The following is a 14177-nucleotide window of genomic DNA, read 5'->3' as shown; positions in this document are numbered from 1 at the left end:
TACGAGCGACCTCCCGGAGAAACAGCTACAGGTCAGTGCTGGTTCGGTCCTGCCCGGCGGGGGCGGGTGTGAGGTGCACGTATCGCTCGAACCCGTCGAGCACCCGGAGCACCTCCGCTTCCCCGCCCGCCGGAAGCTGCACGACGACCTCGTCCACGCCGAGTTCCTCGTAGTGGGCGAGCTTGCCCTCGGTCGGCTCGACGGCGGACAGCGCCACGTACAGGCCGGCGGGGTCGCGGCCCGCGTCCGCCCAGGCGGTGCGCAGCGCGGGGAGCGTCTCCCGCAGTCCGCCGCCCCCGATGGGCAGCCAGCCGTCCGCGTACTCCGCGATGTGCGCGAACAGCTTGGGGCCCGCGGCTCCGCCGATGAGGGTGCGGGGGCCGTGGAGCGGGCCCTCCTTGCGCGGGCGCGGCGCGTGCACCGGCTTCGGGTGGACCTCGCTGGCCCGCACACTCCCGAACTCACCGTCGTACGAAGTTGGTTGCTCGGCCCACAGCGCCCTCATGACCGCCATGCGGTCCCGCACGAGCGCACGCCGCGTGCGCCACTCGACGCCGTGGTCTGCGGCCTCCTCCTTGTTCCAGCCGTAGCCGATCCCGAGGGTGAAACGGCCGCCGGAGAGGTGGTCGAGGGTCGCGATCTGCTTGGCCAGGTCGATGGGGTCGTGCTGCCCGACGAGCGTGATGTTCGTGCCGAGTCCGAGCCGGTCGGTGACGGCGGCGGCCTGGGCGAGGGCGACGAAGGGGTTGAGCATGCGGGCGCACTCGGGCGGGAGTTCACCGCCGGGGTAGGGCGTCTCGCGGGACACGGGGATGTGGGAGTGCTCGGGGAGGTGGAGCGCCGCGAAACCTCGCTGCTCCAGCTCACGGGCCAGGCGGATCGGGGCGATGGTCTCGTCGGTGAGGTAGAGGGTGGCGGCAACTCGCATGTGGTGGCCTCCGGTCACGTCGTCGTACGTCGCCGTGCCGCTCGCGCACGGATTCCCGTACGCGAGCGGATCCCGTACGCGAGCGGGGCTCACTTACTAGCCGCCTGCGCCGCAGGAGTCCATGCCGCGCCCGCACCTCCTGTCCGCCTCCTGTAGTACGCGGCCGTCACCGCGACGAGCAGCGGGGCCCACAGGACGAGCGGCGCGTAGCAGGCCACGAGGACCGTCTCCTTGGCCGCGCTGCCGGTGACACCCGGACCCAGGCCCGCGTACTGGGCGTAGGCGAACCAGCCCATGATCGCGAAGAGACCGGCGGCCCCGAGCAGGGCAGGGACCACCGCGGCGAGCGGCCGCACCCTGCGCCCGCCGAGCAGCGGTACCCACCCCGGCACGACCTCGCCCCACCCCCGCACCAGGCCGAGGGTCAGCAGGGCCAGGCCCTCGGAGACGACGCTGAGCCCCAGGACGTAGAGCACCTCCGCCCAGCCCCTGACGGGCTCGTCGGCCACCGGGAGCCCGGCGACGAGGGCGATCCGCCACAGCCCGGAGGGGAGGGTGGCCAGGGGGACGGCGTGGGCGGCGATCACGGCCCAGCGGGGCACGTCGGGCAGTGCGTTCGTCTTCAGCACGTTCAGCATGCGGGCCATGCTGGCCGCGGGCCCGTGCCTCCCACATCGGCGTACGGGCCGAGTGCGGGCCGTGGTCCTCCGCCGCACGGGGGAGCGGAAAATCCGACCACCTCGCGCACCCGCCGAACTACCCTGCCCCTCATGAGCAGACGGCGCCACAAGAAGCAGACGAAGAAGCTGGTCCTGGCAGCGCAGCTGGGCTGCACCACCCAGGCGAAGGCGCTGCTGCGAGCGGGCGCGGACCCACGGGCCGCCGACCCCGACGGCACGACCCCGCTGTACGGAGCCTCCGTCCACGGCACGGCGCCCATCGTCCGGGCGCTCCTGGCGGCAGGCGCCGACCCCGACACCGAGAGCGGCCACGGCGACCAGGGGACACCGCTGTGCGCGGCGGCCTGCTGGGGCCACACCGAAGCCGTGCGCGAACTCCTCGCCCACGGCGCGGACCCGAACCTCCGCGAGGACGGCGGCACGGGCAACACCCCGCTGTACTGGGCGACGCACGGATCGCACGAGGAGACGGCCGCCGTGCTTCGTGCGGCGGGCGCGAGCACCTAGGCGCGGGGCTCCGCATGCCCTAGGATCCGCCGGAATCGAAGGAATCGGGGGATTTCCACATGCGACTTCGCTTCGCGACCGTACTGCTGCTGCTCGGCGCACTGCTGGGGGGCACGGCGTCGGCGGGGGCCTACGCGGCCACTCCACGGACGGCGGCGGCATCGGCAGCCGCCACGACGACGCTCGCGACAGGTGCCGCTGCCGCGAAGACGGACACCAGGGCGGCGGACGAGTCACCGACGAAGCCCAAGACCAAGCCCAAGAAGAAGAAAAAGAAGAAGTCCAAGGGCGGGGCCGGGCTGATCATCGGGATCATCGCGGCCATCGTGATCGTCGTCATCGTCCTGTACGCCCTGCGCCGCGTGCGCAAGGCCCGCCGCAACGGCTGAGCGACACCGGGCGTAAGTCTGTCAATTGCCTTCCCTTGCCGGAGAGTTCACGGCTCAATACCAGGGTTGCCCTGCAGTCCCTTCCGACACCCTGGGGAGCCGACACATGTGCGAGGACGAACACCACCGGACCAGACCCGCCAACACACCCCTCAACCGGCGCGGTCTGCTCGTGACGGGAGCCGCCGCCGCGCTTACGTTGAACAGCGTGAGCTTCGCGAGCGCCTCGGGGCGCGCATCCGGAAGTGACGACGAGACCAAGGTGGTGCGCGGCACGCTGCCCACCGGGTCACCCGACTTCGTGTATCTGCCGGTCGAAGTCCCCGACGGCGTACGGGAGATCCACGTCGCGTACACCTACGAGAAGGTCACGGTCCCGGCGGGCACCCAGGGCAACGCGCTCGACATCGGCATCTTCGACCAGCGCGGCACCGCACTCGGCGGCAAGGGATTCCGCGGCTGGTCGGGCGGCGCGCGCACGGAGTTCTTCATCCGCGCCGACGACGCGACCCCCGGCTACATCCCGGGACCGGTCAAGGCGGGCACCTGGAACATCGCGCTCGGCCCGTACACGGTCGCCCCGCAGGGCCTGCCCTACGAGGTCACGATCACCCTCAAGTACGGGGCGCCCGGCAAGACGGTCAGGCCCGTCTACCCGCCGGAGCGGGCGAAGGGGCGGGGCCGCGCCTGGTACCGCGGCGACTGCCACCTGCACTCCTGGTACTCCGACGGCAGGCGCACCCCGGCCGAGATCGCGGCCCTCGCGCGCGCGGCGGGCCTCGACTTCATCAACTCCTCCGACCACAACACGCACTCCGCGCACGCCCATTGGGCCGATGAGGCGGGCGACGACCTGCTCGTCATGCTGGGCGAGGAGATCACCACGCGCAACGGCCACGTGGTCGCGCTCGGCACGGACCCCGGCACGTTCATCGACTGGCGCTACCGCGCCCGCGACAACCGCTTCGGGAAGTACGCCCGCGAGGTCCGCGACGCGGGCGGCCTCGTGGTCCCCGCCCACCCGCACGCCACCTGCATCGGCTGCAACTGGAAGTTCGGCTTCGGGGAAGCGGACGCGGTGGAGGTGTGGAACGGCGCGTACACCCCGGACGACGAGATCTCCCTCGCCGACTGGGACAGCACCCTGGTCGCGTCCGTCCGGGGCCGCAAGCCGTGGATCCCGGCCATGGGCAACAGCGACGCCCACCGCGACCCCGACCCCATCGGCACCCCGCAGACGGTGGTCCTCGCGGACGCCCTGACCCGCGACGCCATCCAGGCGGGCATCCGCGCGGGCCACAGCTACGTCGCCGAGAACAAGAACGTCGCGCTCAAGTTCACGGCAACGGGCGGCAAGGGCAAACAAGCAGGCATCGGCGAGCGCCTCTACGTCGAGCAGGACGCCCCGGTGACGATCCGCCTGGACGTCACGGGCGCCCCCGGCTGCACGATCCGCTTCGTGACGGACCAGGGCGTCCTGTTCACGTCACCGGCGCTGCCCGACTCCGGATCGGGCACGGCGGAGTGGCGGACGACGCCGTCGTACTCGGCGTACGTACGAGCCGAGGTCCGCCACGCCCCGACGGTGCCGGGCCTCCCGGGCCCCCTGACGGCGTTCACGAACCCGGTGTTCCTGGGCCGGAGCTAGGCCCTTCCGGGGCGCGGTCCCTCCGGGGCGGGCGGCCCGTAGGGGGTCAGTCCGCGACGACCAGTGCCGGAGTGTCCCGCTTCAGGACCTCGCCCCGGAAGAACGCCGGGCTCTTGCGGCCCATCACCAGCATGATCACCACGCCGAGCAGCAGCAGGCCCACGCCGATCACGAAGACCGAGCCGACGCCGAAGACGGAGGAGCCGCTGCCGTAGGCGGGGTTCCACATGTCCACGAGCGTCTTGACGAAGACCGCGGTCAGCAGGATGCCGCCGAACACCGGGAAGAAGCCCTTGAAGGCGAAGTCGCGCGCGGACGAGAACAGCTCGCGGCGGAAGTACCAGGCGCAGGCGAAGGCCGTCAGCGCGTAGTAGAAGCAGATCATGAGGCCGAGCGCGTAGATCGTGTCGACCAGGACGTGCTCGGAGACCAGCGTCATGACCGTGTAGAAGACGCCGGTCGCGACGCCCGCGACGACGGTCGCACGGCCCGGGGTCTTGAACCGGGGGTGCACGCGCGCGTAGGACGGCGGCAGTGCCTCGTACGTCGACATCGCGAGGACCGTGCGGGCCACCGGGATGAACGTGGTCTGGAGGCTCGCGGCGGCCGAGGCGAGGACGGCGACGAAGAGCAGGATGCCCAGGCCGCTGCCCATGATGGGCCCGGCGAGCGCGGCGAAGACGTTGTCGGAGGTGTCCGGGTTGGCGAGGCCGAGGCCCTTGTCGCCGGAGCCGACGGCCATCTGGGCGGCGATTCCGGTGGCGAGGTAGGAGCCGATCAGGACGACCATCGAGATGAGCGCCGCGCGGCCCGGGGTCTTCTCGCTGCCGGTGGTCTCCTCATTGGCGGTCAGGCACGCGTCCCATCCCCAGAACATGAAGATCGACAGGGAGAGACCGGCCGTGAAGGCGCCGAAGGACTGGACGGAGAAGGGGTTCAGCCAGGACCAGGAGAAGTCCATGGATCCGGCGATGTCCCCGCTGCGGGCCTTGCCCAGGGCCATCACGACGAAGAGCGCGAGGACCACCAGCTGAAGGCCGACCAGGAGGTACTGCACCCCCTTCGTGGCCGTCATCCCCCGATAGCTGATCGCCGTCGCCGCGGCGATCAGGGCCAGGCACGTGAGGATGTGCACGGCCTTGTTGTCGTCCAGGGCCGCCACCGAGTCGTTGCCCGTGATCTCGCCCGCCAGGAGCCAGAAGTACGAGGTCGCCACGCCCGCCAGGTTCGACAGGACGATGATCGTGGCGATGACCAGGCCCCAGCCGCACATCCAGCCGATCCGGGGGCCGAAGGCCTTGACCGTCCAGGTGAAGGACGTGCCGCAGTCCGGCATGGCCTTGTTGAGCTCGCGGTAGGCGAAGGCCACCAGGAGCATCGGCAGGAAGCCCGCGAGGAAGACCGCGGGCATGGCCAGGCCGACCTCGCCGGCCGTGGAGCCGAGGGTCGACGTCAGGCAGTAGACGGGGGCGACGGTGGAGATGCCGATGACGGCGCTGCCCATGAGCCCGACGGAGTTCCCGCCGAGGCCTTTGGCGCGTACGCCCCCGTCGGGGGCGCCGTTTACCGTGTCTCCGGCCTGGGGCCGTACGTCCAACTGGGTCATGAACAGGACGTTAAGGGCTGCGGTTTCCACATGCGGAGGACGAACATCCGGATCTCCCGGCTTGCAATCCATGGGCGAATCGGGGCATGTCCCATTGATTGCTTTACTCGTCAAGCGAAACGGCTAGCCATTGCCAGGCAAAAGCCAGACCGTCCGGTATGCGGGAACCGCAGCACTGTCCGTTTTGCCCTGGTTCAAAATTTTCCCGAGCGTCTTCCCGCGTTCCACATAACGGACATCACCGAGGTCGTACGCCCGCTCACCCGGGCCACACGATCGACTGGAGCTCGCTGTACGCGTGCAGCGCGTACGAGCCCACGTCCCGGCCCACCCCGCTCTTCTTGAACCCTCCGAACGGCGCCTCCATGTTCCTGCCGATCGTGTTCACGCCGACCCCGCCCGCCCGCAGCCGCCGCGCCACGCGGAAGGCGCGGGCCACGTCGCCCGACCAGACGTAGTCGAGGAGGCCGTAGTCGCTGTCGTTGGCCAGGGCGATGCCCTCCTCCTCGTCGTCGAAGGGGACCACCACCACGACCGGGCCGAAGATCTCCTCGCGGACCACCCTCATGTCGTTCGTGCAGTCCGCGAGCAGCGTCGGGGCGACGTAGAAGCCCTTCTCGAACGAGGCCGGGCGCTCGCCGCCCGCGACGACCCGTGCGCCTTCCTTGCGGCCGAGCTCCACATACGACTCGATGCGGTCCCGGTGCGCCGCCGAGATCACCGGGCCGACGATCGTCCCCTTCTCCCGGGGGTCGCCGACCTTCATGTAGCCGATGTAGCCCGTCAGCTTCTCGATCAGGGCGTCGTAGACCGCGCGGTGCGCGATGACCCTCGTCGGGGCCGTGCAGATCTGTCCGCTGTAGAAGGAGAACGTGGTGCCGATCCCCGCCACCGCCGAGTCCAGGTCCGCGTCGTCGAAGACGAGCGCCGCGCCCTTGCCGCCCAGCTCCATCAGCTGCCGCTTCATGTCACGGCCGCACACCTCGGCGATCCGCTGCCCCACCGACGTCGAGCCGGTGAAGCTCACCATGTCGACGTCAGCAGAGTCCACGGCCGCCTCGCCCACCTCCGGGCGCGCGCCGCTCACCACGTTCACCACTCCCGGCGGCGCCCCGGCCTCCTCAAGGGCCGCCGCCATCCGGTACACCGACAGCGGGTCCTGCGGGGCGGGCTTCACGACGACCGTGTTGCCCATGGCCAGGGCGGGCGCCACCTTGCCCGCCGGGTTGGCCCACGGGTTGTTGTACGAGGTGATGCAGGTGACGACACCCACCGGCTGGCGGACGGTGAGCGCCCCCACGACGCCCGCCCTGCCCATCGGGCCCGCCTCGTTGATCTGCGGGGGAAGGGCCGCCTCGACCGGCTCCAGGGCGCCCTTCGCGTACCGCTTGAAGCGCGCCACCGACACCGCGACCTGCATCCCGCGCGCCGTGCCGGTCGTCGCACCGCTCTCGGCCTGGGCGAGTTCCGCGTACGCGGCGAAGTCGCGCTCCATGATCGACGCGGCGCGGTCAAGGACCGTGGCCCGTTCCTCGGGCGTCGTACGCGACCAGGTGGCGAAGGCCTCGCGGGCCGCGCCGGCCGCCGCGTGCACCTGCTCGCGGCTCGCCTCGGGGGCCAGGCCCACGACGTCTTCGGTGGCCGGGTTGATCACCTCGTAGTGACCACCGCCGGGCTCTGTCCACTCGCCGCCGATGAACAGCCGCTGTTCCTGCGGGAGTTGGGCGCGTCGGTCACTCACTTGGTGCTCACCGTCCGGGTGTCCCGGCCCGACCGCAGGACCGTGCCGGGCGTCGCGCCCGTCACCTGGTCCTCCCGGATCGCCTCGACGCCGTTCACCCAGACGGCGTTGATGCCGATCGCCTTCGAGTCGAGGCGCGGGCTGTCGCCCGGCAGGTCGTGCACCAGCGTGGCCTTGCCCGCGTCGATGCGCTCGGGGTCGAAGAGGACGAGGTCGGCGTGGAAGCCCTCCTCGATACGGCCCCTCTCCCGCAGCCCGAAGAGCTGCGCGGGGTCGTCGGTGAGCATCTTGACCGCCTGTTCGAGGCCGACCAGCTTGCGGCCCCGCAGGCAGTCCCCGATGAACCGGGTCGTGTACGGGGCGCCGCACATCCGGTCCAGGTGCGCGCCCGCGTCGGAGCCGCCCAGCATGACGTCCTCGTGCTGCCAGGTCTCCTGGCGCAGGGCCCACGAGTCGGGGTCGTTGTCCGATGGCATGGGCCAGAGCACCGTGCGCAGGTCGTCGTTGGCACAGATCTCGACGAGGCACTGGAAGGCCTCCTGGCCGCGCTCGGCGGCGATGTCCCCGACGACGCGGCCGGTGAGGCCTTCGTTCTCCTTGGAGTACGTGTCCCCGATGACGTACCGGTCGAAGTGCGTGAGCCGCCGGAAGACCCCGGCTTCCTTGCTGTCGGCGCGCCGCAGCATCTCGCCCCTGACCTCGGGGTCGCGCAGCTTGGCGATGCGCTCGGGGACCGGGAGGCCGAGCACGTCGCCCCACCCCGGGATGAGGTTCAGCGCGCAGAAGGTGCCGAGCGACATGTTCATGGGGGTGAGGATCGGCATGGTCAGGGCCACGATGCGGCCACCGGCCTTGCGGGCGCGCTCGCTGGCGCTCAGCTGGCGCGGTACGCGTTCGGGCACTGCGGAGTCGATGGTGAGGACGTTCCAGTTCAGCGGCCGTCCGGCGGCGGCGCTCATCTCGACGAACAGATCGATCTCGTCGTCGCTGAACTGATCGAGACAGCCCGCGACGATGGCCTCAAGCTGCGTGCCCTCGTGCTCGGCGACGGCCCTGCTGAGCGCGAGCAGTTCGTCGGGCTTCGCGTGCCGTGAGGCCACGGGCTCGCCGTCGCCGTCGGAGTGCGTGGACGACTGCGTGGTGGACAGGCCCCAGGCCCCCGCGTCCATGGCGTCATGGAAGAGCTGCAGCATCTCCTCAAGCTGCTCGGGAGAGGGCTGCCCACCCACGGCATCCGCACCCATGACGTACCGCCGCAGCGCGCAATGCCCCACCATGAAGCCCGCGTTGACGGCGACGCGCCCGTCCAGGGCGTCCAGATATTCGCCGAACGAACTCCACGTCCAGGGCGCGCCCTCTTCGAGGGCCACCAGCGACATGCCCTCGACCTTGGACATCATCCGCCGCGTGTAGTCGGCGTCTTCCGGACGCGCGGGGTTCAACGGAGCAAGTGTGAAGCCGCAGTTACCGCCCGCGACGGTGGTGACGCCGTGGTTCAGGGAGGGGGTCGCGTAGGGGTCCCAGAAGAGCTGGGCGTCGTAGTGCGTGTGCGGGTCGACGAACCCGGGGGCGAGGATGCGCCCTTGGGCGTCCTCGCTGGTGGTGGCGGACTCGCTGACGGTGCCGGGTTCGGCGACGACGGCTATGCGCCCGTCCCTGATGCCGACGTCGGCGGTGAATGCGGGGGCGCCGGTTCCGTCGACTACGGTCGCGCCCTTGATCAGGTGGTCGAGCATGGCGAGGTCGTCCCCCTTGAAGGTTTTTGTGGGTGCGGATTCGACCCGTCCAGAACGGGTGGGTGGGCGGGAGAAAGCCCGTCCGGCGCTTGAGGACACGCCCGAAGGGCGAAGAGGGTGCCCCGACCTCCGTCCGGGAAGGGAAGGCCGGGGCAGCAGAGGGGGCGGCTCAACCGCCGGAGGCACCCCGCATACGCGTGGTCCGGTGCACAGGATCCGTATCGATCTTCGGAATCACATGCTCACCGATCAGCTTGATCGTGTTCTTCGTGTCCTCGGGCGAGATCCCGATCGGAAGCCCGAAGCTGAGCTGATCGGCCCCGGCCTGCTCCCACCGCTTGCACTGCGTGAGCACCTCGTCCGGGTCACCGCAGATCATCAGCTCCTCGGCGATGAGCAGCTCGATGATCTCCTCGCTGTACTCGGGCAGCAGCTCGGGCCACTCGGGGATGCCCTCGGGCCGCGGGAAGGTGTCGTGGTAGCGGAAGAGCAGCGACTGCAGGTAGTTGAGACCCCCGCTCACCGCGATCTCGACGGCCTTCTTGTGCGTCTCCGCACAGATCGCGGTCGAGGTCACCATGACGTTGTCGTTGACGAAGGCGCCGACCGGCTCGGCGTCCTTCACGGCCGTCTTGTACGACTCCAGGACCCACTCCATGTCGGAGACCTTCTGCACGCTGAAGCCCAGCACCCCGAGCCCCTTCTTTCCGGCCATCGCGTACGAGGGCGGGGATCCCGCGGCGTACCACATGGCCGGGTGCGCCTTGCCGTACGGCTTGGGCAGGATCTTGCGGGGCGGCAGCGACCAGTGTTTGCCCTGGAAGCCGACGTACTCGTCCTGGAGCCACATCTTGGGGAACTCGGCGATGGTCTCTTCCCAGAGTTCCTTGGTGTGGTTCATGTCGGTGATGCCCGGCATGAAGCCCAATATCTCGTGCGACCCGGCGCCTCGCCCGGACCCGAACTCGAAGCGTCCTTCGGAGAGATGGTCGAGCATGGCGACCTTCTCGGCGACCTTGACCGGGTGGTTCACCGGGGCGAGCGGGTTGAAGATGCCGGAGCCCAGGTGGATGCGGTCGGTGGCGTGGGCGAGATAGCCGAGGAAGACGTCATTGGCGGAGAGGTGCGAGTACTCCTCCAGGAAGTGGTGCTCGGAGGCCCAGGCGTACTTGAAGCCGGACTTGTCCGCCTGGATGACGTACTCGGTCTCCTCGATGAGCGCCTTGTGCTCGGCTTCGGGGTCGACCTTGGCCCGCTTGGCGGGCACGTATCCCTGTACAAAGAGACCGAATTCCAAGGAGGTTCACCATCCTCGTGAGTTTCTGACGAACCGTCAGATTGCGATGCGTCGACTGTTCCACCGGCCGCGAGGACCGTCAATACCCGCGGGCACGCTTACTGACGTTCCGTCAGACACCACCGGCCTCAGACAATGCTGACCCCCGCGAGCCACCCCCCGTCGATGACGAACGGCTGCCCCGTGATGTACGCCGAGTCGTCCCCGGTCAGGAAGAGCGCGAGGGCGGCGACCTCCTCGGGCTTCCCGATCCGCCCCAGCGGCACGAGCTTCTTGTAGAGCTCGGCGACAGCCTCCTGCGCCTCGGTGGGGTCGGCGGTCGGGTCGAGCTGCGCGGGGTTGGTCATCGGGGTGTCGACGGCCCCCGGGCAGACGGCGTTGACGCGGATGTTCTTGGCGGCCAGCTCCATCGCGGCGACACGGGTGAGCCCGAGGATGGCGTGCTTGGTCGCGGCGTACGCGCCGACGTACGCCATGCCCGTCATCGCCGTGTACGACGCGGTGTTCACGATGGTCCCGCCGCCGGCGGCCTCGATCTCGGGCGCGACGGTGCGGATGCCGAGGAAGCAGCCGACCTGATTGACCTGGATGACCTGCTGAAACTCTTCCAGCGGGGTGCTGACCAGCTCGTTGAAGCGCAGGATCCCGGCGTTGTTGACCAGGCCGTCGATCTTCCCGAAGGCGTCCTTGGCGGCGCCGACCGCCGCGCTCCAGTCGGCTTCCTGGCTGACGTCGAGGTGCACGAACCTGGCCACGTCCCCGCCGAGCTCCTTGGCGAGCGCCTCGCCCTGGTCGTCGAGCACGTCGCCGATGACGACCCTCGCCCCCTCGGCCGCGAAGAGCCGCGCCTCCTGCTCGCCCTGCCCGCGCGCCCCGCCGGTGACGATGACGACGCGGCCGTCCAGCTTGCCCATACCTGTCTCCTTGAATGAGGTCCGAGAGGTCGTGAGGCCGGTGCGGGGTCTCAGTTGCGGTGCGGGATCTGCGTTGAGGTGCAGGGTCTCCGTCGAGATACGGATGCTCAGTTGAGGTGCGGGGCGACATCGGCGGCGAACGCGGCCATCTGGTCGGTGAGTTCGGTACGGCTCCGCGAGCGGAACCGCACCTGGATCTGCTGCACCCCCATCGCCCCGTACGCGCGCAGCGAATCGGCGAGGGCATCCGGCTTCCCGCTGAGCGTGCGCCGCCCCACGGACCAGCCGGGCTCCCCCACGTACAGGGGCTCGGCGATCGCCCCCACCACGATCGGCTCCGCCACCCCCGCCTCCTCGCGCAGCCGCTTGAGCCTGGCGATCTGCGCGGGCAGCTTGTCGCGCGGGTCGCCCTGCGGCAGCCACCCGTCGCCGCGCACCGCGGCCCTGCGCACAGCGGCGGGCGATGAGCCGCCCACCCAGATGGGCACGCGCTCCTGCGCGGGCCGCGGCTGCTGGCCGAGGCCGCTGAAGTCATAGTGCTCGCCGTGGTGTTCGGGATACTCCTCGGCGCCGAGCGAGGCCTTCAGCGCGTCGACGGTCTCGTCGAGCACGGGCCCGCGCCGCGCGAAGTCGGCCCCGACGGCGTCGAACTCCTCCTGCACGTGCCCGGCCCCCACCCCCAGGATTAGCCGCCCGCCGCTGAGCCGGTCCAGGGTGGCGTACTGCTTGGCGCTGACCAGTGGATGCCGCAGACCGACGACGGCGACATGGCTCATCAGCCGTACGTTCTCGGTGATCCCGGCGAGGAAGGAGAGGGTGGCCACCGGGTCGTACCAGACGGTGCTCATGGTGTCGGCGAGCCGCCGCGGGATGGCCACGTGATCACAGCTCGCGATGTACGCGAAGCCGCCGCGGTCGGCGGTGCGGGCGATCTCGGTGAGATCCTCGGTGGTGGCGTCCGCCTCCCACGCCTCCGCGTACATGACACTCTGGGACTGGATCGGGAGCTGCATCCCGTAGACCAGTCGCCCTTGCGGGAAGATGTGCGCCAGCGCGTTGGCAGCCATGGGAACCCGACCCCTCACCTTGATCTGACGGTCTGTCATATACGGCGACGAACACATCGTCTTAGCTGACGGTCCGTCAGGCAAGGGTTGAGGGGCGGGCAACTCTGCGGGCGATGCGACGAGGACCCGCCGGGCGGCCGCTCGGCCCCAGGGCCAGGGCAGCCACCCGGCAGCGCGTGAGCGTCTACGCCCCCGGCCCCGGCCACAGCCCGTCGTCCGTGAGCCCCAGCAGGTCGATGGCGTTGCCCCGCACGATCCGGTCGACGACGTCCGGCGCGAGGTGCCCCATCTGCGACTCCCCCACCTCCCTGGACTTGGGCCAGGTCGAGTCGGAGTGCGGATAGTCGGTCTCGTACAGGACGTTCCCGACGCCGATCGAGTCGAGGTTCTTCAGCCCGAAGGCGTCGTCGAAGAAGCAGCCGTAGACGTGCTCGGTGAAGAGCTCGGACGGCGGCCGGTGCACCTTGTCGGCGACCCCGCCCCACCCGCGGTTCTCCTCCCAGACCACGTCGGCGCGCTCAAGGATGTACGGGATCCACCCGATCTGCCCCTCCGCGTACATGATCTTGAGGTTCGGGAAGCGCTCGAACTTGCCGCTCATCAGCCAGTCGACCATCGAGAAGCAGCAGTTGGCGAAGGTGATGGTGGAGCCGACCGCGGGCGGCGCGTCGGCGGAGGTCGACGGCATCTTGCTGCTCGACCCGATGTGCATGGCGATGACGGTGCCGGTCTCGTCGCAGGCCCGCAGGAAGGGATCCCACTCGTCCGTGTGGATGGAGGGCAGGCCCAGGTGCGGCGGTATCTCGGAGAAGGCGACGGCGCGCACGCCGCGGGCGGCGTTGCGGCGGACCTCGGCGGCGGCGAGCTCGGCGTCCCAGAGCGGAATGAGGGTGAGGGGGATGAGACGGCCCTGCGCGTCGGGCCCGCACCACTCGTCCACCATCCAGTCGTTGTACGCCCGCACAGCGAGCAGGCCGAGTTCGCGGTCCTTGGCCTCGGTGAACGTCTGCCCGCAGAAACGGGGGAAGGTGGGGAAGCAGAGGGCGGACTGGACGTGGTTGACGTCCATGTCGGCGAGGCGGTCGGGCACGCTGAAGGATCCCGGGCGCATCTGCTCGTACGTGATGACCTCGAGCTTGATCTCGTCCCTGTCGTAGCCGACGGAGGTGTCGAGGCGGGTGAGGGGCCGGTGCAGGTCCTCGTAGATCCACCAGTCCCCTATGGGGCCATCATCCCCCTTTGCCCCCATCACGGGGGCGAACTTTCCGCCCAGGAAGCTCATCGACTTCAGGGGCGCCCGGACGACGCGGGGCCCGCTGTCCCGGTACTTCGACGGGAGCCGGTCCTGCCAGACATGGGCGGGCTCAACGGTGTGGTCGTCCACCGAGATGATCCTCGGGAACGTCGGCAAGGTCTCAGTGGTCTCCATGTGCTCCACGGTAGCGCCGATCTGACGACCCGTCAGCTCCTCGTCAGCTATCCATCGGCGATCGGCCGGCCGTCCATCCCCCGTCCATTACCGGCCGCCGAGTGCGTGGACCCTGTGAGAGCCGTCTCGCACGGCTGACGTATCCGCCATGAACAAGGCAAACTGGCGGGGAGCAAGCCAGGTGGAGAACGGAACCAGGCAAAGAGCGACAATCGCGGGCAGGGCAGACCCGCGC

12 protein-coding genes are annotated in these 14177 nt (G+C 70.0%); 3 read left to right on the top strand and 9 right to left on the bottom strand.

The features are described from left to right. Window positions 1-25: 25 nt before the first annotated feature. Window positions 26-928: an LLM class F420-dependent oxidoreductase gene (locus tag ABZ833_RS22175; protein WP_361049663.1), complete on the bottom strand. Its 903-nt coding sequence runs from the start codon at window positions 926-928 to the stop codon at window positions 26-28. Window positions 929-1017: 89 nt separating this feature from the next. Continuing rightward, on the bottom strand, window positions 1018-1566 hold the full coding sequence (locus tag ABZ833_RS22170; RefSeq protein WP_361049182.1) for a hypothetical protein: 549 nt from the start codon (window positions 1564-1566) through the stop codon (window positions 1018-1020). A gap of 132 nt (window positions 1567-1698) precedes the next feature. Between ABZ833_RS22170 and ABZ833_RS22165 the strand changes: the two genes are divergently transcribed. The 3 genes from ABZ833_RS22165 to ABZ833_RS22155 all read left to right on the top strand — a co-directional run bounded on the left by ABZ833_RS22165 (window position 1699) and on the right by ABZ833_RS22155 (window position 4152). Beyond that, the gene (locus ABZ833_RS22165) at window positions 1699-2115 is read left to right on the top strand and encodes an ankyrin repeat domain-containing protein (RefSeq protein ID WP_361049180.1); all 417 of its coding nucleotides are present in this window, start codon (window positions 1699-1701) and stop codon (window positions 2113-2115) included. A 59-nt stretch (window positions 2116-2174) separates the two neighbouring features. Continuing rightward, the gene (locus ABZ833_RS22160; RefSeq protein ID WP_361049178.1) at window positions 2175-2504 is read left to right on the top strand and encodes a hypothetical protein; all 330 of its coding nucleotides are present in this window, start codon (window positions 2175-2177) and stop codon (window positions 2502-2504) included. A 106-nt stretch (window positions 2505-2610) separates the two neighbouring features. After that, window positions 2611-4152: a CehA/McbA family metallohydrolase gene (locus ABZ833_RS22155; RefSeq protein ID WP_361049176.1), complete on the top strand. Its 1542-nt coding sequence runs from the start codon at window positions 2611-2613 to the stop codon at window positions 4150-4152. A gap of 46 nt (window positions 4153-4198) precedes the next feature. On the opposite strand, the gene ABZ833_RS22150 is transcribed toward ABZ833_RS22155, so the two are convergent. The 7 genes from ABZ833_RS22150 to ABZ833_RS22120 all read right to left on the bottom strand — a co-directional run bounded on the left by ABZ833_RS22150 (window position 4199) and on the right by ABZ833_RS22120 (window position 13924). Continuing rightward, window positions 4199-5758, bottom strand: a complete 1560-nt coding sequence (locus ABZ833_RS22150) for an APC family permease (protein ID WP_249589334.1) — start codon at window positions 5756-5758, stop codon at window positions 4199-4201. 259 nt (window positions 5759-6017) lie between these two features. Further along, the gene (locus ABZ833_RS22145) at window positions 6018-7499 is read right to left on the bottom strand and encodes an aldehyde dehydrogenase family protein (protein WP_361049174.1); all 1482 of its coding nucleotides are present in this window, start codon (window positions 7497-7499) and stop codon (window positions 6018-6020) included. Continuing rightward, a complete protein-coding gene (locus tag ABZ833_RS22140; protein WP_361049172.1) occupies window positions 7496-9235 on the bottom strand; it encodes a D-aminoacylase in 1740 nt (579 codons plus the stop codon). Before ABZ833_RS22140 ends, ABZ833_RS22145 begins: the two co-directional genes overlap by 4 nt. A gap of 169 nt (window positions 9236-9404) precedes the next feature. Continuing rightward, the gene (locus ABZ833_RS22135; RefSeq protein ID WP_249589331.1) at window positions 9405-10532 is read right to left on the bottom strand and encodes an LLM class flavin-dependent oxidoreductase; all 1128 of its coding nucleotides are present in this window, start codon (window positions 10530-10532) and stop codon (window positions 9405-9407) included. Between the two features lie 128 nt (window positions 10533-10660). Next, window positions 10661-11446 carry a glucose 1-dehydrogenase gene (locus tag ABZ833_RS22130; protein WP_361049170.1) on the bottom strand — a complete coding sequence of 262 codons (786 nt, stop codon included), beginning with the start codon at window positions 11444-11446 and terminating at the stop codon, window positions 10661-10663. A gap of 107 nt (window positions 11447-11553) precedes the next feature. Beyond that, on the bottom strand, window positions 11554-12513 hold the full coding sequence (locus ABZ833_RS22125; RefSeq protein WP_361049168.1) for an LLM class F420-dependent oxidoreductase: 960 nt from the start codon (window positions 12511-12513) through the stop codon (window positions 11554-11556). A 184-nt stretch (window positions 12514-12697) separates the two neighbouring features. Continuing rightward, the gene (locus tag ABZ833_RS22120; protein ID WP_361049661.1) at window positions 12698-13924 is read right to left on the bottom strand and encodes an amidohydrolase family protein; all 1227 of its coding nucleotides are present in this window, start codon (window positions 13922-13924) and stop codon (window positions 12698-12700) included. Window positions 13925-14177: the final 253 nt, after the last annotated feature.

The organism is Streptomyces sp. NPDC047525 (assembly GCF_040643025.1).
GTDB lineage: Bacteria > Actinomycetota > Actinomycetes > Streptomycetales > Streptomycetaceae > Streptomyces > Streptomyces durmitorensis.
Note: the sequence above shows the minus strand (reverse complement) of the source record. Positions and strands in the feature narration are given on the sequence as shown.